Annotated in this window: 18 protein-coding genes and 1 pseudogene; 12 read left to right on the top strand and 7 right to left on the bottom strand. The window is 36.3% G+C overall.

Annotated features, from left to right (window positions below; translation table 11 throughout):
• Nucleotides 1–128 precede the first annotated feature (128 nt).
• The 4 genes and pseudogenes from FT993_RS02865 to FT993_RS02850 all read right to left on the bottom strand — a co-directional run bounded on the left by FT993_RS02865 (nucleotide 129) and on the right by FT993_RS02850 (nucleotide 2,226).
• Nucleotides 129–434, bottom strand: a complete 306-nt coding sequence (locus FT993_RS02865; RefSeq protein ID WP_147861032.1) for a hypothetical protein — start codon at nucleotides 432–434, stop codon at nucleotides 129–131.
• Nucleotides 435–930: 496 nt separating this feature from the next.
• Nucleotides 931–1,197, bottom strand: a pseudogene (locus tag FT993_RS02860) (HpaII family restriction endonuclease); the annotation flags it as partial.
• 55 nt (nucleotides 1,198–1,252) lie between these two features.
• Nucleotides 1,253–2,020: an HNH endonuclease gene (locus FT993_RS02855; RefSeq protein ID WP_147861031.1), complete on the bottom strand. Its 768-nt coding sequence runs from the start codon at nucleotides 2,018–2,020 to the stop codon at nucleotides 1,253–1,255.
• The gene (locus tag FT993_RS02850) at nucleotides 2,020–2,226 is read right to left on the bottom strand and encodes a hypothetical protein (protein WP_222708294.1); all 207 of its coding nucleotides are present in this window, start codon (nucleotides 2,224–2,226) and stop codon (nucleotides 2,020–2,022) included. Before FT993_RS02850 ends, FT993_RS02855 begins: the two co-directional genes overlap by 1 nt.
• Before the next feature lie 1,849 nt (nucleotides 2,227–4,075).
• Between FT993_RS02850 and FT993_RS02845 the strand changes: the two genes are divergently transcribed.
• The 4 genes from FT993_RS02845 (at nucleotide 4,076) to FT993_RS02830 (ending at nucleotide 7,548) form a co-directional block, all read left to right on the top strand.
• The gene (locus tag FT993_RS02845) at nucleotides 4,076–4,444 is read left to right on the top strand and encodes a hypothetical protein (RefSeq protein WP_222708293.1); all 369 of its coding nucleotides are present in this window, start codon (nucleotides 4,076–4,078) and stop codon (nucleotides 4,442–4,444) included.
• A 447-nt stretch (nucleotides 4,445–4,891) separates the two neighbouring features.
• Nucleotides 4,892–5,902: a bifunctional oligoribonuclease/PAP phosphatase NrnA gene (locus FT993_RS02840; RefSeq protein ID WP_147861030.1), complete on the top strand. Its 1,011-nt coding sequence runs from the start codon at nucleotides 4,892–4,894 to the stop codon at nucleotides 5,900–5,902.
• The gene (gene gldI / locus FT993_RS02835) at nucleotides 5,895–6,464 is read left to right on the top strand and encodes a gliding motility-associated peptidyl-prolyl isomerase GldI (RefSeq protein ID WP_147861029.1); all 570 of its coding nucleotides are present in this window, start codon (nucleotides 5,895–5,897) and stop codon (nucleotides 6,462–6,464) included. Before FT993_RS02840 ends, gldI begins: the two co-directional genes overlap by 8 nt.
• A 4-nt stretch (nucleotides 6,465–6,468) precedes the next feature.
• Entirely contained in the window at nucleotides 6,469–7,548 is a 1,080-nt protein-coding gene (locus tag FT993_RS02830) for a peptidylprolyl isomerase (RefSeq protein WP_147861028.1), read from the top strand.
• Nucleotides 7,549–7,627: 79 nt separating this feature from the next.
• Here the strand turns inward: FT993_RS02830 and FT993_RS02825 are convergent, their stop codons facing one another.
• Nucleotides 7,628–7,813, bottom strand: a complete 186-nt coding sequence (locus FT993_RS02825) for a CsbD family protein (RefSeq protein ID WP_147861027.1) — start codon at nucleotides 7,811–7,813, stop codon at nucleotides 7,628–7,630.
• A gap of 124 nt (nucleotides 7,814–7,937) precedes the next feature.
• Here FT993_RS02825 and FT993_RS02820 point away from each other — a divergent pair, with 124 nt between their 5' ends.
• A complete protein-coding gene (locus tag FT993_RS02820) occupies nucleotides 7,938–8,996 on the top strand; it encodes an esterase-like activity of phytase family protein (RefSeq protein WP_187240740.1) in 1,059 nt (352 codons plus the stop codon).
• A gap of 4 nt (nucleotides 8,997–9,000) precedes the next feature.
• Here the strand turns inward: FT993_RS02820 and FT993_RS02815 are convergent, their stop codons facing one another.
• Nucleotides 9,001–9,762 carry a hypothetical protein gene (locus tag FT993_RS02815; protein WP_147861025.1) on the bottom strand — a complete coding sequence of 254 codons (762 nt, stop codon included), beginning with the start codon at nucleotides 9,760–9,762 and terminating at the stop codon, nucleotides 9,001–9,003.
• Nucleotides 9,763–9,904: 142 nt separating this feature from the next.
• On the opposite strand from FT993_RS02815, the gene smpB reads away from it, so the two are divergent.
• Entirely contained in the window at nucleotides 9,905–10,366 is a 462-nt protein-coding gene (gene smpB, locus FT993_RS02810; protein WP_147861024.1) for an SsrA-binding protein SmpB, read from the top strand.
• Between the two features lie 2 nt (nucleotides 10,367–10,368).
• Complete coding sequence (locus FT993_RS02805; RefSeq protein WP_147861023.1) at nucleotides 10,369–12,843, top strand: DUF5686 and carboxypeptidase regulatory-like domain-containing protein; 2,475 nt, start codon at nucleotides 10,369–10,371, stop codon at nucleotides 12,841–12,843.
• On the opposite strand, the gene FT993_RS02800 is transcribed toward FT993_RS02805, so the two are convergent.
• A complete protein-coding gene (locus tag FT993_RS02800; protein ID WP_147861022.1) occupies nucleotides 12,840–13,481 on the bottom strand; it encodes a protein-L-isoaspartate(D-aspartate) O-methyltransferase in 642 nt (213 codons plus the stop codon). The two genes, FT993_RS02805 and FT993_RS02800, sit on opposite strands and share 4 nt — an antisense overlap.
• A gap of 242 nt (nucleotides 13,482–13,723) precedes the next feature.
• On the opposite strand from FT993_RS02800, the gene FT993_RS02795 reads away from it, so the two are divergent.
• Genes FT993_RS02795 through FT993_RS02775 form a run of 5 tightly spaced genes read left to right on the top strand, consistent with a single transcriptional unit; the run spans nucleotide 13,724 to nucleotide 18,874 of the window.
• Nucleotides 13,724–14,692: a Gfo/Idh/MocA family protein gene (locus tag FT993_RS02795; protein WP_147861021.1), complete on the top strand. Its 969-nt coding sequence runs from the start codon at nucleotides 13,724–13,726 to the stop codon at nucleotides 14,690–14,692.
• Nucleotides 14,693–14,703: 11 nt separating this feature from the next.
• Entirely contained in the window at nucleotides 14,704–15,591 is an 888-nt protein-coding gene (locus tag FT993_RS02790; protein WP_147861020.1) for a 3-hydroxyacyl-CoA dehydrogenase family protein, read from the top strand.
• Between the two features lie 6 nt (nucleotides 15,592–15,597).
• Entirely contained in the window at nucleotides 15,598–16,836 is a 1,239-nt protein-coding gene (locus tag FT993_RS02785; protein WP_147861019.1) for a DUF1015 domain-containing protein, read from the top strand.
• 3 nt (nucleotides 16,837–16,839) lie between these two features.
• Nucleotides 16,840–17,499 carry a YggS family pyridoxal phosphate-dependent enzyme gene (locus FT993_RS02780; RefSeq protein WP_147861018.1) on the top strand — a complete coding sequence of 220 codons (660 nt, stop codon included), beginning with the start codon at nucleotides 16,840–16,842 and terminating at the stop codon, nucleotides 17,497–17,499.
• A gap of 13 nt (nucleotides 17,500–17,512) precedes the next feature.
• The gene (locus FT993_RS02775) at nucleotides 17,513–18,874 is read left to right on the top strand and encodes an exonuclease domain-containing protein (protein ID WP_147861017.1); all 1,362 of its coding nucleotides are present in this window, start codon (nucleotides 17,513–17,515) and stop codon (nucleotides 18,872–18,874) included.
• The last annotated feature ends 23 nt before the right edge of the window (nucleotides 18,875–18,897 follow it).

Below are 18,897 nucleotides of genomic sequence, written 5' to 3'. Positions count from 1 at the left end.
GTGTGCCACACTTTTAAGAGCTTAAACAGGCCGCTCTACCCCTCACGCAAAAAAACAAGAATTGAATCCGCGCAAGCTACTTTTACTCCCATTTGCACCACTATTTGTTAGCAATTAGAAAAATAGTTTTACGACTGGCTTCTAATAGCGTCAAATACTATAACCGCTAACATTAGTAAAACCACAATCATAGCAATTAAATAATAAATCTTCATTATTTTTTTGTGAGAGGTAAAATCGGGCATATTATTCGATTCTATCTGTGCGATAAGTTGGTGTTTAATTAACAGTGCGTCAATTTTAGACCGGTCTGCTTCCCGCAGAAAATACCGAATACCCGTATCTAAAAAAGCCTTTTCTTTTATGTTGCTAAAAAAATCGATATTGTTTTCTTGTAAAATTGACTCAAAAACAAGCTGATCGCGTTGCTGCACATATAATTTATAATGTGGAGAAAACCGTATATAAAAATTAGTAAAAGATATTATAAGACAGCAAATTTAAGTGAAAGATGAACGCAAAGCCTTTATGGTCTCTCCTTTTTTTGGTTTCGATAATGTTGCACCTTTAGTACGCAGCACATGCCGGCAATAACAAAAACTTGTGGCAGAACATCTAACCAAAACCTAAGGGTAAAAGCTTGAGCCGTCAAAAAGTTAACAAGTATAAGTACTGTACTAATGAAAATAATAATTAGCGCTAGCGTTTTAGGAATCTAAGCCTTTTTTTCTTACGCACTATAAGCCAACAGATTAGGTAAATTAGCCCGCCAATCTGGGTTACCAATGTTAATAATACCATTAATAAAAGATGAAAAAATACCTTCAAAACAAAATTTTAGATTTTAAAAGTAAAAAATTAAACCCAAGAAAAGCTATTGCTTTTGGGAATGATTTGATAAAAAAATGCGCCTTAACTAGCGCACAAACTTTATTTCGTAAACCGTATTTGCAAATTCAGTTTAAAATATAATTCTCCGTTTTCCTGGTAAATTTCTCCAAATCCGTGTCGTGAAGAACTTGCGGTGTCGAGTTTGGTATTATTTAGCAAGTAATCCTCAAATTCATTTCTGTTGTAAATGTGATAACATAAAACATCACCATTATCTTTTACAATTAAATATCCACCAGTAGCATCATATTTACCCGTCCATACTTTTGAAGGCATCATCCCTAAGGCTACATCGGAAAAGAATCGTTTTAATTTATGCTACTATTATTGATTTTTAAGTCAAAAATAAAACACAAGCTAATTAACGTAGAAAGATATTTTCTGAGTGATATTTAAGAAACTCTCGTGAAGGTAGGAATTTATCCGGCAATGATATTTTTTGTTTATCGTATTTAAGAAAAAAATTGGCGATTGATTCATTTTCTTGGTATTCGTAAATTGCATCAGAAATTTTAACCTCATAGTCAGCAGTTATGGTTAAAAATCCTTTATCAAATGCTTGGTCGTGAATTGAATTTAAACATAAACCATTTCTTGGGTTTATTCTTTCTTCTTTATTTGTTCGCCAAGGAATAATATGGCTTGCAACTAAAAAATCAGAAATATTGATACCTGTTATGCAACATTTTTGATAATAAGAAGATAAAACTGAAGAACGAAAAAAGTTTTGGTTTACTCTTGTTTTTACTAGTCGTTCGACATCTTTTCCCTCTGGAAAATCTGTTAAGTCAATTTCATTTGTTTCAATTATAGTTTTATTTTGAAATTGAGAAATTAACTTTTCGCTTTCATAAGCTAAATCGTCCCAATTACCGTGAAATTCATCCCAAATAATTTCTTCTAATATACTGCCATTAGCAAGACCTGTAATTCCTTTTTTTTGTAAATCAGGGTCTAATCTACCGAAATTGCCAACTTTCATATTTAAAGCAGATGGTGAACGACCTATGATGTTGGCATATTTTATTATTGTTGGATGTGTTTTGCTACTGTTGTTAAATGGAATTTTACAGTAAACATTGAATGCTACAATTGTTTGTTCTCTTGTCCAATTATTTGACTTTGCCATTATTTAACTTGACTTACTTCTAAATTAGTTACTTGATAGTCGCTGATTAACTCGTTTAAAAGGCCTTCTGAAATATCTGAACCACCTGGAAGTATTTGTAGAAATATTTCAATTCTATCATCAGCTGAAAGTGTGCTTAACTTTTCGTCATCACGAAAAAAGTTCATAAAATCTTCACGGCTCAAGGTATTTAAATTATCATTCATTGCACTTAATATTTTTTAGATTGGGATTATGAATGAGGTTATTTAGGCAAGGACGAAAATAATACCAGAAAAACTTAGCCCAATAGCAAGCTTGTAAAGTATATTAAAGAACATTTTAGTTTAATACAAAAATGCATCTAAATTAACGACTTTGTAAATTTAATTACAATTTCTTTTAAAGTCAAAACATCAAATAAATAAATCTATAAAAAAAACTAGTATTTAATGTATCCTTAATTTCATAAAGCCAACTATCCCCAATAAATACAACGATAGATTTATAAATTAATTTATTTGAATAACCTTATCAATTTTTACAAACTTCAATATAATTTTAAAAAAATATATTCAAGTTACCTGGACCTAGTTTAATCTTTTACTCAGTTAATAACATTTCACCCCAAAACACCAATCCCACCGCCACCCCCCGCCCCCTACCAGCAAACCAAAATTATTTTTCTACGCGCTTAACCCCGTAATAAGTAGCTGTTTAAGGCGGAGCAATCGTATACGTTCACTAGAGATAATACAATGCTGGTTCGAAGTTAATTCGATACTCCTTCGGTACTTATGCGATAAATCCTTATATTTCGAGGGATCAACGAAGAAACATCGAAGGAGTAACGAACTAGCATAACTTTAGCTTGCCTTGTTTTCTATACTTAAAATGCTTTTAATGAACCATAAAACCACGCTAAACCACTATACACAGCGGCACCATCATACTTTTAATCAGATTTAAACGAGGTTTAATCTTACTTTTCCTAGCCTTTTGCTCGCTTTTTGAGCGGAAAACCGCGTTTTTGTAGTCTATTTTGGGGTTTTTAAAGAGCGAAAAATTGTTTTTTTTATCCAAAGAGCATCTTTTTCTTAGGTTTTAGCGTTTTTAAATTTCATGCCTATGGCGGATGCAAATGATCAGCATGATTTTTAAAAAGTTCAGCATGTTTTTCATGAATCATAGGCATGATTTTCATGAAACATAGGCATGGTTTTTCTAAATCATGGGCATGATTTTCGGCTTTTTCAAGCCAAAAAAGCCTCTCGCTAAACAAGAGGCTTCTAAACAACCAGTAAGAAAATCAACTAGCTTCAGTCGCTTTTTAAAACGGGTAGTTTTGAAAAATAAAAATAATTTGAAATTGTGGGGTTTAAGATGGGGTATAGAATCAACCGAATCCCTCTTTTCAAAATACCAAATCGCTTAAGTTTTGTATAAAATAAAAAAGAGAACTTGATTTCCCATTGCATAAGTAAAAATGCAGCATGCTTTTGCGGACTACTATTACGCGTCTTTGGGCCAAACATATTGTGCATAAAACCATCGATACAAGTCTGCAGACGAATAAAAGCTAGGCTTAAAACGTAATGTTGTTTCAAAAAATTGATTATTTCCATCAGGTACATGGCAATAAGAATTGAGCTTAACCCAAAATAGAGAAAAGTTGACAAGATGAGCGTCTTAGGTTTGGTAGGCATAGCTTATTAGGTTAAAATGGTTGATACGGATTGTTATCTGATTTTTTAAGTATAATAGTCAGTTTTTTCATCGCTTTAATTCCTTTTAAAGGTTGGTAAAAACATAGAGCAAGATAGCTCTTAATACCCATAATGCAGCGACAAAAGCTACGGGTTTGACTACAAAATGTACGAGTTTATAAGAAAATTTTTCGAGTAGATGAAAGAATAAGTTGAGTTGGCCGAAAAACTTACGAGTAGCACCTATTGAATGCCTCGACGGCATTAATCGGTTATAATTAAAAAAGGATTAACTTTATTAAAGATGCGCAGGTGGGCCTTACTTCCGCAAAAGCGATTAAAAACAACAGTCAACTTAAAAACCAAATTTATGAACCCAAGCACCACCAAACAAAAAGCCCCTAAATGGTTTATAGCCTTGGCCGTATTTCTATTAGTATGGAATTTGATGGGAGTGCTCGCTTTTATCAATCAAATAAGTATGGGTGCCGAGGAGATTGCACTACTCCCCGAAAATCAACAAGTATTGTACGCCAATTATCCCACTTGGGCACTAATTGCCTTCGCCATGGCAGTTAGTGGCGGATTTTTAGGTAGTTTATTGCTGCTTTTAAAAAATAAATGGGCTAAAACGCTGTTCTTGATTTCTTTGGTGGGTATCGTGGTACAGATGACTCACAGCCTTTTCATTGCTAAAGCTACCCAGGTTTACGGTCCGGGTGCCGCAATATGCCTGTAATGGTTTTGATCATTGGCGTATTTTGTATTTATATCGCCCAACGAGCGATTCAAAAAAAATGGATTGCCTAAATTTTTAGATTCATTTCCAATTTACTTGAAGTTAGTTAATAAATTTTAAGCATTCCCTTTTCGGTTAAACCGAATTGATTTCAGCAATAAAATAAAGGTAGAACGTAATAAAATTGTGTGAAAACCTTTCCGTAAAGAGAAAAAAATCATGTCATTGCAATTTTAAGCAGATTACAAAAACCATTAGCGTTAAATAAAAAGTTTTGCGGTCTAGTATAGCTTTAAAGCGGATTTGATTAGAGTAGCCGAGCACAAGCAGAACTTACTTTTAGCATTAGGCGTGAAAAACAACCTCTTCTTAGCACAAGTCTAGGCTTTAAAAGAAAATACAAAACTTAGGTTTTCTAAATCTACAGAAATTGTATCTTTATCGCCTATGACAGCAGAACAAATTAGTGAAATAAAATCGCTTTTGGCTAATCCCCGAACCATTAGCATCATTCCGCACAGGAATCCAGACGGAGATGCCTTAGGGTCTACACTAGCCTTGAAATTATATTTAGAACAGCTGGGGCACACCGTGCATTTAATTTCGCCCAATCTATATCCTGATTTTTTGAGCTGGTTACCGCATCAAGAAGAGATTATTTTATTTTGTGAGCAACAGCAAAAAGCTACGCAATGCCTACAAGATTCCTCTATGGTGTTTACCTTAGATTTTAACGATTTAAGTCGAACAGGTGAGGCTATGCAGCAGGTCTTAGCTGATTTAGATACTACTTTTGTGATGATTGATCATCACCAAGCACCGGCAGATTACGCCCGTTTTACCTATTCTGATGTAAACTGCTCCTCTACTTGTGAGATGGTTTTCAATTTCTTGGAATTTTTGGGCGATACGCATTTGATTACCGAAGATATGGCTACTTGTTTGTATACGGGCATTATGACCGATACAGGTTCTTTTCGTTTTTCTTCAACCACTAGCCGAACCCATAAAATTATAGCACGACTGATTGATGCTGGTGCGAATAATACGGCCATACACAATGCCATTTATGACAGTAGCAGTAGCAACCGTATGCAATTACTGGGAGTAGCCTTAAGCAATATGAAAATTTTACCGGCCTACAAAACGGCTTATATAAGCCTGTCTCAGGAAGAGTTAGACCAAAACAATTTTAAAAAGGGAGATACAGAAGGTTTTGTAAATTATGGCCTGGCGATTAAAGGAATCATATTTGCTGCTATTTTCATTGAAAACAAGGAAGAAAACATCGTAAAAATCTCTTTGCGTTCTAAAGGAGATTTTGATGTTAACCAAATTGCAAGAAAACATTTTCAAGGTGGCGGACACATCAATGCAGCCGGAGGAAAAAGCGATTTACCACTTAGCGAAACCTTAGAAAAGTTTGAGCAATTGTTACCCCAACTTACTCATGAATAATATATACCGTATTTTTTTACAGTCTTTTTGCATAGGATTATTGCTTTTTAGTTGCAAAACTCCAGAAGCTAGACGCCCGATGAGTCAACAATCAGGTTCTTTTATTCGGGAATCGGTTGCGCGCAACAAAAAATTAGTAGCCTACGAAGAAGCTTTAATCGATTCGATTATTAAGCAGGATACAATCAATACTTACCACGCTTCGCCCAACGGTTTCTGGTACCGCTACGATACCAAAATCGGTAAAGACACCCTCACTCCTCAATTTGGCGATTTGGTAAACTTTGATTATGACATTAGCACCTTAATAGGGCAGCCCATATATACTAGAGAAGAATTAGGCACACGCGAGTATGCTATAGACCAAGAAAGCGTTTTTATTGGCTTACGCCAAGCTTTAAAAATGATGAAACCTGGCGAGACCCTTACTTTTTATTTTCCTTCACATAAAGCTTTTGGCTATTATGGTGATAACCAGAAAATAGGAAGAAATCTCCCCATTCGGTCTACCATAACCTTAAACTCAATTGAATTAAATAACGAAAAACAATTAAATGACTAAATTTATGAAATTAAAAAGTGCATTTTTATGCTTATTTGTAGCGCTAAGCCTGTATGCTTGCAATGAGAAATATCCCGACTTAAACGATGGGCTTTATGCCGAATTTGTTACCAACAAAGGAACTTTTGTAAGTCAGCTGCATTTTGAAAAAACACCACTTATCGTGGCTAATTTTGTGGCTTTGGCCGAAGGTACTCACCCACAGGTAGACACTAGTTATGCCAACAAGAAGTTTTACAATGGGTTAAAATTTCATCGTGTTATTGATAACTTTATGATTCAAGGCGGTGATCCCGAAGGTACCGGAGCTGGCGGACCAGGTTACAAGTTTCCCGATGAGTTCGACGAATCTTTAAAGCACAGTAAAAAGGGTATACTCTCTATGGCTAACGCCGGACCTGGCACCAATGGAAGTCAGTTTTTTATTACCCTAAAAGAAACCCCACACTTAGACAATAGACATAGTGTTTTTGGAGAAATTGTATTGGGGCAAGAAGTGGTTGATAGCATAGGAAAAGTAGAGACCACTAAGCCAGGAGATAAGCCAGTAAATCCTGTGATTATTCAAGAAGTAAATATCATAAGAAAAGGAAAAGCTGCCAAGTCTTTTGATGCTGTAGAAAAATTTGATAGCGCCATGAAAGACGTAATCGAGCAACAAAAAATTGAAGCCGCTAAAGCTGAAGAGCGTAAAGCCGAAATGAAAAAGAAAATCGATGAGGAGTTGAATAGTATGGCCGATGGTTATGAAAAAACCGATAGCGGATTATGGTATAAAATCATTAAAAAAGGAAATGGTACCAAAAAACCAAAAGCAGGTCAAATGGTAAAAGTTCACTATACCGGAATGCTAACAGACGGCACCAAATTTGATTCTTCGTACGATCGTAATCAGCCTATCGAATTTCCAGTAGGCACAGGTAAAGTTATTCCTGGTTGGGACGAAGGGATTATGCTTTTGAACGAAGGCGACCAAGCTAAATTAATGATTCCACCTTACTTAGGATACGGTGAGCGTGGTATAGGCCCCATTCCTCCCAATTCTATATTAATTTTTGATGTAGAATTAGTTGAAATAAACTAATACTAAAAATGTAAGCATTAAAAAAGGTAGCATTTTAAATGCTACCTTTTTAATTTCGTTAAAACCCTCCTAGCTCCATCTATAATTTACTGATTTCTTCTTTAAGTGCAGCTTTGGTTTTTCCTGTTTTTTCCTCTAGTTTACCTAGCATCTCATCAAATTTACCTTCAGAATAAGTGGTATCATCATCGGTGATTTCACCGTATTTTTGTTTGAACTTTCCCTTTACTTGTTTCCACTTTCCTTCTAATTCTTGCTCATTCATAATATTTAAGTTTTTTAATTTATCTAAAAGTACAGTTATTTGCAGTCTTAAGTTATTAATGAAATCTTATTTTTATCCTAATACAATGTTATTTAAGACTTTTTATAAAATTTGCTTTGCCGTTATGGCAATGATTTACCTCAATAGCTGCTCCAGTTTAAAATCATATGAGCGAAGCAAAATAGAACTTGAGTTATTAGATGAGTACATCATCGCTAAAGATGCGAAATTTAATGCTGAGCCAATTGGCGGATTATCGGGTATAGACTATCGCGACGGATACTTTTACTGGGTAGTTGATGTACCTAGCAATCCGCGTATATATAAAACGACAATCGAATTTGCTGCCGAAAAAATAAACCAAATAAACTTTATAGAAGCCATAAAAATAAATACCGATAATACAGACCTGTGGTTTGATTTAGAATCTGTATTGGTACATCCCAATCAACCTGGCTTTCTCGTTTCGAGTGAGGGTTCTATCCAAAACAAAAAACAATCGGGTATCTATCAAATTGACGAGCAAGGAAAAATACAAAAAACCTATTCCCTACCCCATTATATCGACGTAAACAAAGGTAACCAAGCACATCATAATGGCGTTTGGGAAAGTTTGTGCTTTACCCCCGACCAATCGCAATTTTTTGCAGCTTTAGAATTACCAGCCAGCCGCTGGGGCCAAAAACCAAAGCTTTACGACACCCCTGCCTTGGTAAGTGTTTTGCGCTATGATTTAGCGGACAAGAATTACCAAAAAGAATATTTTTATCCGTTAGAGCGCATACGCACATGGCCGCTTAAACCCTTTGCTATTAATGGGATAACCGCTATGCTGTCTTTTGACCAAAGCCGATATATTATGCTTGAACGCGCCTATTCTGCCGGCCGAGGTAATAAGGCTAATCGCGCAATTCTTTTTGAATATAAGTTTACGGATTTAAACCCAGACCAAAACCTTAAACAGTTGAATCGAAAAGCCAAAACACACAAAAAACTGATTCTAGATCTTAAAAAAATAAGAAAGTCATTAGCTTCTAAGCGGTTAGATAATCTTGAAGGCATGTGCTTTGGTCCCACACTGCCCAACGGCAACCTCACCTTATTGCTTGTAGCCGACAATAATTTTAATAGTTTCGACGAACAAATAAATCAGGTATTATGGTTTGAAATTAAAAAGCATTAAACGATTATTCGCAGTTAGAAGATGTTAATAATACACTGGCTTGATCTAATTTTAAACTATCGGTTTGCTTCCATTCTTGGCTAGCTTCAACAAATTCATCGGCAGCATAACGCAAGGGAACGGCATCAGGCACTGCATAAGCGTAAACCTGATTAAGGTGGACACCTTCTTGCGTAAAACTAGGATCTAGTTTAAACAATCGCCCAGATGTATCACCATTAGCTTGTGCAACATAATATATCAAGTGATCTTGGCTATTCACCCACCAAATCTCCTGGGGCTCCCCCTCATTTTCTATGGCTATTTTATGGTAGTTAGCTTCATCGGTTTTTAATTCTCCTATCCAATAAAAGCTTCGCTCCTGGTATCCAAAAGGAAATTGCACCCAATTTACTCTTTGCTGAAGTTCCGCTTTAGCCTCTTGAACCTCATCGCTAGTTAATTCTTCTAAATGTTTGTTTATTTTGCGTTCAAAGCCTTGGTTATCTAAAACGTCTTCTATGGCATCTTTCCCCTGGGTATTTTGCTTGCGGTACATAAACATACCACAGTTGCGCAACGCCATATAGTGTTCGCCTTGGTGTTTAAATTTAATCACAGCTGATTCTTGCAAGGCTACACCTGTTTTGTCAAAGGTTTCCTGGATGATAGCCTTGGCTTTTTCTCGGTTAGCCGCATTGGCTGGTTCTAAGGGTTTATATTCAATATTTTGTTGACAACTGGTTAGGCCTAGCGCCAAGGCCAGCGCTAAAATAGTAAGTCTCATGTGGCGTTTTGTTTGGTTAAGCTATAAAGCTATATTATTTTTAACAAATTAAGTAAATTATAAAGAAAAACAGCAACATCTAGAACGGTAAAATTTGTTTAAAAAAGCAGCTTAGTTTAAAAAAGCACCTTATTTTAGCACTATGAGTAAAAACAACATCAACATACAGAATAGAAAGGCGCGATTTCAGTATGAAATTATAGATAAATACATTGCTGGAATCAGTTTGGCCGGAACCGAAATAAAATCTATCCGTCAAGGAAAAGCAAGTATTGCCGAAAGTTTTTGCGAATTTCACCGTAATGAGCTGTATGTCATTAATATGCATATAGAAGAGTATTCGCACGCTTCGCATTTTAACCACAATCCTAAAAGCGAACGCAAATTGCTACTGCAGCGCAAAGAATTAAGAAAGCTACATAAAGAGGTGAGCAATACCGGCTTAACCATTATACCCCTGCGCTTGTTTATTAATGAGCGAGGTTTAGCAAAATTGCAAATTGGCTTGGCAAAAGGTAAAAAAATGCACGATAAGCGCGAAACCATAAAAGACCGAGAGAATAAACGTAAATTAGACCGAATTAAAAAATCTTATAATGCCTAGGTATGCGCCAAAAGCTTTTTGGTTTAATCTTTTTATTAGCTTGTAGTTTACAAACTCAGGCTCAAATTACCGGTCGGGTAATCAACGCCCAGCAAGAAGGGCTTGCACAAGTTAATATCTTTATTGAAAACTCCTACCAAGGTAGCGTGAGTAACCAATCGGGTTATTTTGAGTTACCCGTTGCAAATTCAGACAGCTTAACTTTAGTTTTTCGGTATTTGGGTTATAAAACGCTAAAACGAAAAATTATTATAGATGCCCCGCAGCATGACTGCGGTACTATTGTCTTAGAAGAAGAGCCTACCTCACTTGATCAAATCGTGATAAGCAAACAACAGAATAAAGGGCTTATTCTCATTAAAAAAGCTATTGCTAACCGAGAAAAAAACCTTAATCTAACCAAGGCATACACGGCCAATTTCTACTCTAAAGGAATCTGGAGAATTCAAAATGCTCCCGAAAAAATATTGGGCAATGATTTATCTGATTTACGCTCTAAGCTAGATTCTACTGGTAGCGGTATCGCATACCTATCTGAAACCGTATCTCAAATCAAATTTCAGGCTCCAGATAATTTCCACGAAAAAATAATCGCCTCAAAGCTAAGTGGCGACGATAACGGATTTAGTTTTAACAGTGCTCAAGAAGCCGAATTCAATTTTTATAAAAACAATATTGAACTGCGGCAAAATTTGATCTCCCCCATAGCTGACTATGCGTTGAATCACTACGACTATCAATTAGCCGACCTATTTTATGACGAACAAAATCACTTAATTTACAAAATACAAGTACAGCCTAAAAATCCTAAAGGACGTGTATTTTCGGGGTTTGTTTACATTGTAGATGAAACTTGGCAGCTTTACGGAATTGATTTGCAGACCACCGGTGAGGCGATACAATTTGAAGCTATTGAAACCATACACTTTAAACAAAATTTCAGTTTTAATGCCCTAGATCAGCGATGGGTTAAACAAACGCAAACTATAGATTTTAGCTGGTCTATTTTAAGTGTCTCTGGCGATGGTCGTTTTTCTGCGGTGTACACCAACTATGATTTTAATCCGCGGTTTGGCCAAGACATTTTTGGAAAAGAAATTTTAGCTTTCGATACAAAAGCCAATGATAAAGACAATTTATTTTGGCAAAATCAACGTCCTATACCACTAACCAATGAAGAACAACAGGATTATTTAAAAAAACAACAATTAGCTAATCTACAAAACAGCAAACGCTACCAAGATTCTGTCGACGCTACAAACAATCGTTTTAAAATTGGTAATTTAATAAATGGTTACACTTATAAGCAAAGCTATCAAAACCAGCGTTGGCAGGTAGAGGCTCCCTTAAAAAACTTGCACTTTAACATGGTGCAAGGCTACAATTTAAGCTTACCGCTGCGTTTTGTAAAAACCGATCCCAAGAACAACACTTTCTATAGTTTTGCAACCACCCCGCAATACGGCTTTTCCGATAAAACTTGGCGGGGCAGTTTTACCTACACCCAAAAGTTCAATAACTTTAGTAAGCCGTTTTTAAGTATTAGTCTTGGATCTGAAGCCAAAGAAATAAATAATAAGTCGAGTACCCCTTTACATTTATACGATTTGGCTTTAATCGGTTTCCAAAAAAATTACCTCAAGCTCTATGCAAATCAATTTGCGCGTATAAGCTATTCGAATGAATTGGCAAACGGACTCCGATTTTATTCCGCTTTAAGCTTCAACAAAAGGGATGTACTTAAAAATAGAGCTCATCATGGCTTTTTTAAATCAAGCTCACAATTTTACACGCCCAACAATCCGCTTGACGCTAGAGATCAACCAGCGTCGGATTTATTTACCCCACACCAGATGCTGCAGTACGAAGTAGGATTGCGGATTGACTTTGACCAATCTTACTACCTGTACCCCGATGGTAAGTATACGGTTAGCTCTTCTAAGTACCCTCGATTTTTCTTGTATTATAATCAAGGCTGGGCGACTGATTTGGATACTTATAATTTTTCTAAAATCAGTTTAAGAGTTAATCAAAACCTAAGCTGGCAACAAAGAGGAACTTTCTCTTATTTCGCTCGAGGCGGATTTTTTATCGGTGGAGATAAAACTAGCTTTATCGATTATCAACATTTTGATAGCACACCTACCCAACTACGCTTAAAACAAGGTTTAGACCGATTTTATTTGCTTGATTTGTATAGTCATAGCACAGCTAATACATTTGCCGAAGTGCATGTACAACATGATTTTAAGGGTTGGATTTTAGGGAAAATTCCGGGCATAAGGGCACTAAATTTAAATTTAGTCGCTACTGGAAAAGCTTTGTACACCCAAGAACATAATCCTTTTATAGAAGTTGGCTTAGGCCTAGACAATTTAGGTTGGGGTAAATACAGAATTTTACGCCTTGATTTTGTAAAGAACCTCCAATCAGGTAATCAAAATGATTTTGGTGTATTTGTGGGACTCTCGCTTTAATTTTTATCTTCTAACAGCGGTACAAATCTGAATTCACCAAACTCTTCGCGCTCAAACTCGGTTGCCGATTTTCGGGTAAAGAGCGTCATAATTTGCGGGTCATCGCCTACTGGAATGACCAACTTGCCCCCAATTTTCAACTGAGCCAATAAAGCTTTGGGAACATAGGGTGCTCCTGCCGTTACAATAGCTCGATCAAAAGGAGCATAAAGCGGTAAACCTTTATAGCCATCGCCAAAACAAAGGTATTTAGGGCGATAGCCTAATTTTTGCAAAAAAAGCTTGGTCTTTTTAAATAATTCTTGTTGGCGTTCGATGCTATAAACCCTTGCACCCAGTTCACAAAGAACCGCCGTTTGATAACCGCTTCCTGTACCAATTTCTAAGACTTGATGTCCTGCTTCTACCGCCAACAACTCCGTTTGAAAAGCTACGGTGTAAGGTTGCGAAATAGTTTGATCTGCCGCAATAGGAAAAGCCTTATCTTGGTAAGCGTGATCTTCAAAACTACTATCCATAAACAAATGACGGGGTATTTTGCCAACTGCCTCCAAAACACGTTGGTCTGCAATTCCTTTTTCTTTGAGAATTTCAACCAAATGTTGTCGCTTACCTTGATGTCTGAATGTATCTTTCAACGTGTTCAAATTTTTGCTAAAATTAGCTAATTTTTAAGGAATTTCAGCTGATTTACACAAAGAAATACACCGCATTTATACGCGTAGGCCGTAGGGTATTTATAACCAAATAACTAAAAATACGCTAAAATCGGTAAAATAGCTAATAACAATGGACGCGACTGACGAAAGAGATGAAAATCTAAAAAAAATTGATGCCACTTCTCTAAAAGAAATAGTATTTTTGTGCAAAACCACGATATATGCTAAAAATAGGAGTTATAGGCGCAGGCCATCTAGGTAAAATACATTTGCGCTTACTCAACCAATCCAAAAAATATGAGCTTGTAGGATTTTACGATAGCAATAGGGAGTATGCCCAAAAAGTAGCCGATGAATTTGGATATACCTTGTATGAAGAGATTGACGATCTTTTGCAGGATGTGGCTGTAATCGATATTGTAACCCCTACCCTTTCTCATTTTGATATTGCAAAAAAAGCAGTACTACTAAACAAGCATTTTTTTATAGAAAAACCAATTACTCATACCGTTGAAGAAGCAGATGAGTTGGTAGCATTGGCAGCAAAGCATAAGGTAAAGGGGCAGGTAGGACATGTAGAACGGTTTAATCCAGCCTTCAAAGCAGTACAAGATAAAATTGACCAACCAATGTTCATAGAAGCCCATCGATTGGCAGAATTTAATCCGCGTGGCACCGATGTTCCTGTTGTTCTTGATTTAATGATTCACGATATCGATGCTGTGTTAAGCGTAGTACCCTCTCCTGTAAAGAATATTAATGCTAGTGGTGTTTCGGTAATTAGTGAAACACCAGATATTTGCAACGCCCGTATAGAATTTGAAAACGGCTGTGTTGCCAACTTAACAGCAAGCCGTATTTCACTTAAGCAAATGCGCAAAGCCCGCTTCTTTCAAAGAGATGCTTATATCTCTGTAGATTTTCTAGAAAAGAAATGTGAGGTAGTTAGAATGAAAGATGCTCCCCAGCAACCAGGAGAATTTGATATGATTTTGCAAAATGCAGAAGGAGTTAAAAAGCAAATCTATTTTGATAATCCCGATGTAGATGAAAACAATGCTATTTTGGAAGAATTGGAAACCTTTGCTGAGGCGATTACCCAAGATCTCACTCCGAAGGTAACTTTAGAACAAGGTGCACGTGCCTTGCGCGTAGCCAAACAAATAATAAATAGTTTTTCAAAAAAATAAAAATTAGAATTATGAAGAATATTGCCGTAATAGGAGCCGGTACAATGGGTAACGGTATTGCCCATACTTTTGCTCAGTTTAATTACCAAGTACATTTAATTGATATAGCTCAAGAGAATTTAGATCGAGGAATGGCTACCATTACAAAAAATCTAGATCGTATGGTTGCTAAGGAAAAAATTAGCGAGCAAGATAAAGATCAAACTTTAGCCAATATCACCACTTTTACCGATTTAAAAGAGGGGGTACAACAAGTTGACTTAGTGGTTGAAGCTGCCACCGAAAACGAAGACTTAAAATTAAAAATATTCAAGCAATTGGATGAGTTTTGCGCTAAGGAAACTATTTTGGCATCCAATACCAGTTCAATTTCAATTACAAAAATTGCATCGGTAACTGCACGACCTGAGAAGGTAATCGGGATGCACTTTATGAACCCTGTACCCATTATGAAGTTGGTTGAAATTATTAAAGGTTATAGTACTTCGCAGGAAGTAACCCAACAAATAATGGATTTATCGGTGGCTTTAAAAAAGACACCTACAGAGGTGAATGATTATCCTGGTTTTGTAGCCAATCGTATCTTGATGCCCATGCTTAATGAAGCCATTGAAACACTTTATAATCAAGTGGGGGGCGTTAAAGAAATAGATACCGTGATGAAATTAGGTATGGCGCACCCTATGGGGCCACTACAATTAGCCGATTTTATTGGTTTAGACGTTTGTTTGAGTATTTTAGAAGTAATGTACGAAGGATTTAAAAATCCAAAATATGCTCCGTGCCCATTATTGGTGAATATGGTACAAGCTGGAAAACTAGGCGTTAAATCGGGCGAAGGGTTTTACGACTATAGCGAATCTAAAAAAGCCGAAGTTGTGGCTGCTCAATTCAAATAATTTATTATGCCAGAAGTTGTTCCTTTTCGGGCTGTGAGACCCACCCGTGACAAAGTTGGTTTAATTTCATCTAGACCTTACCATCACTATACACAGGCCGAAAGGGAAGCTCGGCTAGACAACAATCCGTTTTCATTTTTACATATTGTGAATCCGGGTTATAAATACCACAAAGAAGTTTCGGGACCAGATCGGTATGAATTGGTACGCAATCGCTATCAAGAATTTCGAGAAGACCATATTTTTATCAAAGATGAGCATCCATGTTTTTATATCTATGAACGCAAAGATGCAGATGGCCATGTTTTTACTGGTATTGTTGCCGCCACGGGACTTAATAGTTACAAAAGTAATTTGATTAAAAGGCACGAAGAAACCATAGCCTATCGCGAAGAAGATTTTAAAAAATACTTGCAAACTGTTGGTTTTAATGCAGAGCCAGTTTTATTAACGCATCCCGATAATGCAGATTTATCTGCAATCATCAATCATGCGAAAAGCATACGTCCAGAATACGAATTTACCACCACCTACAGAGACACCCATTATTTGTGGTTGATTGACGATGCTCAAGCCTGCCAACAAATCACTCAGATTTTTAAGTCTATGGATCATCTTTATATTGCCGATGGTCATCATCGCAGTGCCAGCGCATATCAACTTTGTGAAGAATTAAAAAAAGCTAATAAAGAGCATACTGGTAAAGAGCCCTATAATTTTTTTATGAGCTATATCATACCAGAGAGCAACCTTAAAATTTTAGAATTTAATCGGCTGGTAAAAGATTTAAATGGCTTAAGTAAAGAGGAATTTCTCATTCGGTTAGATAATTTTTTTAAAATAGAAAACCGCAAGAACACCTATTACAAGCCTCAAGAAAAACATTCCTTTAGCATGTACTTAGACGGTGATTTTTATAGTTTACATTTGCGAAAATTAAACTATAAGGCCGAAAATGCATTATCTCATCTCGATGCACAGGTATTGTACAAAACCGTATTAAATCCGATACTGGGCATTGGCGATGCTCGATCAGACAAACGTTTAGATTACGCTCATGGTAAAAAAGGCATGGCTTATGTTAAAGGCTTAGTAGATCGTGGAGAGTTTAGGGTAGGATTTGGTATGCTGCCAGCATCGGTTGCTGAAATGAAACAAATCGCCAATGAAGGTTTAACCATGCCCCCCAAATCAACTTACATAGAACCCAAATTACGCAGCGGCATCACCATATATGAATATTAAACTATGAGTAACATTTCAGCAAATTTAAATAAAGTTTTAAGTGAGTTACCTAAACACGTGCAACTTGTAGCTGTTTCTAAAACCAAAAGTGAGCAAGAAATTTTACAGGCCTACGAGGCTGGACAACGCATTTTTGGCGAAAATAAAATTCAAGAAATGACCGATAAGCAAGCCAATCTGCCTTCAGATATTCAATGGCATATGATTGGTCATGTGCAAACCAACAAGGTCAAATACATGGCGCCTTATGTGCAATTGATTCACGGGGTACATAAAATGAAATTGCTAAAAGAAATCAATAAAGAGGCCAAAAAAAACGAACGTGTTATCGATTGTTTACTTCAAATAAAAATTGCCGAAGAAGACACCAAATACGGAATGGATCTGGCTACGGCGGAAGAAATTCTCTCGGGTGATGTATACACCCAAATGAAAAATGTAAAAATTGTAGGTTTAATGGGTATGGCAACCTTTACGGAAGATACACAGCAAATTCATAAAGAATTCGAATATTTATCCCAAGCCTTTAATCAATTAAAATTACAACATCCCGAATTAAAAATACTCTCTATGGGAATGAGCGGAGATTATAAAATAGCACTTGAACATCAAAGTAATATGCTGCGAATAGGAAGCGCCATATTCGGTGCACGTAATTATTAAAACGCCTTATAACATGTATGCCATTGTAGACATAGAAACCACCGGAGGCAAATATAACGAAGAAGGCGTTACTGAGATTGCTATTTATAAGCATGACGGAGAACAAATCGTTGATCAATTCATCAGTTTGGTAAATCCAGAACGTCCCATCCAAGCTTTTGTAGTAGGACTTACCGGTATCAACAATGAAATGCTACGCCAGGCACCTAAATTTTATGAAGTAGCCAAAAGAATAATTGAAATTACCGAAGATTGCGTACTGGTAGCTCACAATGCAAAATTTGACTACCGCATTTTAAAACTAGAATACAAGCGTTTAGGCTATAGTTATGAACGCAACACCCTATGTAGTCTTGAATTGTCAAAAAAACTTATACCCGATTTACCCTCCTATAGCTTAGGAAAGCTAGTAAAAAGTCTAGGAATTCCTATCACCAATAGGCATAGGGCAAGTGGTGATGCTTTGGCAACTGTTAAATTGTTTGAACTGCTTTTACAAAAAGATGCTAATAAAGAAATAGTAAAAAAAGCGGTACGCAGCTTACCCAAGAATAGTTTAGATAAAAAATTAATACGATTAATCGAGGAAATGCCTGCTACTGTTGGCGTTTATTATATGCATAACACGGCTGGAGATATTATTTATGTGGGTAAAAGCAAAAATATAAGAAAACGTATAAACCAGCATTTTACCAATACGAGTCACAAGGCTAAGAAAATGCAGATTGAAGTGCAACGCATTAGCATTGAGACCACTGGTACAGAATTACTCGCTTTGATTAAAGAAAATGAAGCGATAAAAAAAATAAAGCCTAAATACAATCGCGCCCTAAAAAAAGATATATTCAATTACGCTATTGAAATCCGTGAAAACGAAATGGGTTACAAAACTATGCGAATCGCCGAGGCCAATTTGGTTGATCAGCCCCTTACTACCTTTACCAGTTTGCGACAAGCCAAGTCTTTTTTAGAACGCATGACAGAAGATTATAGTCTATGTGCCAAGTTTACTGGTTTGCATAAAACTTCGGGTAACTGTTTTAACTATACTATAAAAAAATGCAACGGGGCTTGTATTGGCGAAGAAACACCTGATAGTTACAACACCCGTGTTGCGGAACTGGAAGAAAAGTACAATTACAAAAATCAAAATATGATTATTGTAGATCGGGGTAGAAAACCCGATGAAAAAAGTATTTTATTGATTGAAGACGGTACTTATCTAGGTTATGCATTTATTACCCTCAATCATCAGTTTGAAGACATTAAACTATTGAAAAAACGCCTCACCTATGCACAAGAAAACCGGGATACTCGGCATATTATACAAAGTTATTTACGCCGTAAAAAAAATCTATTGGTAAAAAGTTTTTAATCCCTTATTTTATTAATAATTTA

The sequence above is a fragment of the Mesonia sp. HuA40 genome, from assembly GCF_008017835.1.
Classification (GTDB): domain Bacteria; phylum Bacteroidota; class Bacteroidia; order Flavobacteriales; family Flavobacteriaceae; genus Mesonia.
This window is presented reverse-complemented; position numbering and strand designations above follow the sequence as displayed.

Bases quoted from the DNA above. Each gene is read 5' to 3' on its own strand.
- FT993_RS02775 (WP_147861017.1), top strand. From the start codon at position 17,513: ATGTATGCCATTGTAGACATAGAAACCACCGGAGGCAAATATAACGAA.
- FT993_RS02855 (WP_147861031.1), bottom strand. From the start codon at position 2,020: ATGGCAAAGTCAAATAATTGGACAAGAGAACAAACAATTGTAGCATTC.
- FT993_RS02840 (WP_147861030.1), top strand. From the start codon at position 4,892: ATGACAGCAGAACAAATTAGTGAAATAAAATCGCTTTTGGCTAATCCC.
- FT993_RS02785 (WP_147861019.1), top strand. From the start codon at position 15,598: ATGCCAGAAGTTGTTCCTTTTCGGGCTGTGAGACCCACCCGTGACAAA.
- FT993_RS02795 (WP_147861021.1), top strand. From the start codon at position 13,724: ATGCTAAAAATAGGAGTTATAGGCGCAGGCCATCTAGGTAAAATACAT.
- gldI (WP_147861029.1), top strand. From the start codon at position 5,895: ATGAATAATATATACCGTATTTTTTTACAGTCTTTTTGCATAGGATTA.
- smpB (WP_147861024.1), top strand. From the start codon at position 9,905: ATGAGTAAAAACAACATCAACATACAGAATAGAAAGGCGCGATTTCAG.
- FT993_RS02845 (WP_222708293.1), top strand. From the start codon at position 4,076: ATGAACCCAAGCACCACCAAACAAAAAGCCCCTAAATGGTTTATAGCC.
- FT993_RS02805 (WP_147861023.1), top strand. From the start codon at position 10,369: ATGCGCCAAAAGCTTTTTGGTTTAATCTTTTTATTAGCTTGTAGTTTA.
- FT993_RS02815 (WP_147861025.1), bottom strand. From the start codon at position 9,762: ATGAGACTTACTATTTTAGCGCTGGCCTTGGCGCTAGGCCTAACCAGT.
- FT993_RS02825 (WP_147861027.1), bottom strand. From the start codon at position 7,813: ATGAATGAGCAAGAATTAGAAGGAAAGTGGAAACAAGTAAAGGGAAAG.
- FT993_RS02830 (WP_147861028.1), top strand. From the start codon at position 6,469: ATGAAATTAAAAAGTGCATTTTTATGCTTATTTGTAGCGCTAAGCCTG.
- FT993_RS02820 (WP_187240740.1), top strand. From the start codon at position 7,938: ATGGCAATGATTTACCTCAATAGCTGCTCCAGTTTAAAATCATATGAG.
- FT993_RS02790 (WP_147861020.1), top strand. From the start codon at position 14,704: ATGAAGAATATTGCCGTAATAGGAGCCGGTACAATGGGTAACGGTATT.
- FT993_RS02850 (WP_222708294.1), bottom strand. From the start codon at position 2,226: ATGAATGATAATTTAAATACCTTGAGCCGTGAAGATTTTATGAACTTT.
- FT993_RS02780 (WP_147861018.1), top strand. From the start codon at position 16,840: ATGAGTAACATTTCAGCAAATTTAAATAAAGTTTTAAGTGAGTTACCT.